Source organism: Sphingopyxis sp., assembly GCF_025869345.1.
GTDB lineage: Bacteria > Pseudomonadota > Alphaproteobacteria > Sphingomonadales > Sphingomonadaceae > Sphingopyxis.
Genome location: NZ_JAOZVW010000102.1, coordinates 1 through 898 on the forward strand (window position 1 = coordinate 1; position 898 = coordinate 898).

Below are 898 nucleotides of genomic sequence, written 5' to 3' on the forward strand. Positions count from 1 at the left end.
GATCCATTCTCTCGGCGCCGGATGAATGGATCCCGGATCAAGTCCGGGATGACGATGTGAGATAGGTCCGCAACCGGTCGAATAGCGGCCATCCCCCTCGCCGCTTGCATTTCCGCCGCTTCCCCGCTATGCGCCCGCGCTTCCGTCATGGTCATCCCTGGAGGCGTGGCGGAACTGTGTAACCGAACTCGGAGAATGAAAATGAGCGATCAGCTGACGCTGACGGCCGAGACGCGCGAACGCGGAGGCAAGGGAGCCTCGCGCGAGCTGCGTCGTAATGGCCGCGTCCCCGCCGTCGTCTATGGCGGCAAGGAAGAACCCCTGATGATCCACGTCGAGGAAAAGCTGCTGATGAAGCAGCTGATGACGGGTCACTTCATGAACTCGGTCGTGATGATCGACGTCGACGGCAAGAGCATTCGCACCCTGCCGAAGGACGTCGCTTTCCATCCGGTCAAGGATCGCCCGATCCACGCCGACTTCCTGCGCATCGCCAAGGACGCCAAGGTCCAGGTCGCGGTGCCGGTCGTGTTCGCGAATGAAGAAGCCTCGCCCGGCCTGAAGCGCGGCGGCGTGCTGAACATCGTCCGTCACGAGCTGGAACTGGTCTGCGACGCGGACAAGATCCCCGACGAGATCATCATCGACGTCACCGGCTTCGATGTCGGCGATTCGATCCACATCAGCAATGTGACGCTGCCCAAGGGGAGCGAAAGCGCGATCACCGACCGCGACTTCACCATCGCGACCATCGTCGCCCCGTCGGCGCTCAAGTCGAGCGACGGCGACACGACGAAGGACGAAGGCGAAGCCGCCGCCGAAGGCGGCGAATAAGCCAACGCCGACTCTAGCCCCTTCCCTTCAGGGGAGGGGTTGGGGTGGGGGTTCGCGGGGTGGC

1 protein-coding gene is annotated in these 898 nt (G+C 63.5%); it reads left to right on the forward strand.

Features of this window, described 5'->3' with window-relative positions; genetic code table 11:
- Positions 1-201 precede the first annotated feature (201 nt).
- A complete protein-coding gene (locus tag OJI97_RS10690; RefSeq protein ID WP_297663331.1) occupies positions 202-834 on the forward strand; it encodes a 50S ribosomal protein L25/general stress protein Ctc in 633 nt (210 codons plus the stop codon).
- Positions 835-898: the final 64 nt, after the last annotated feature.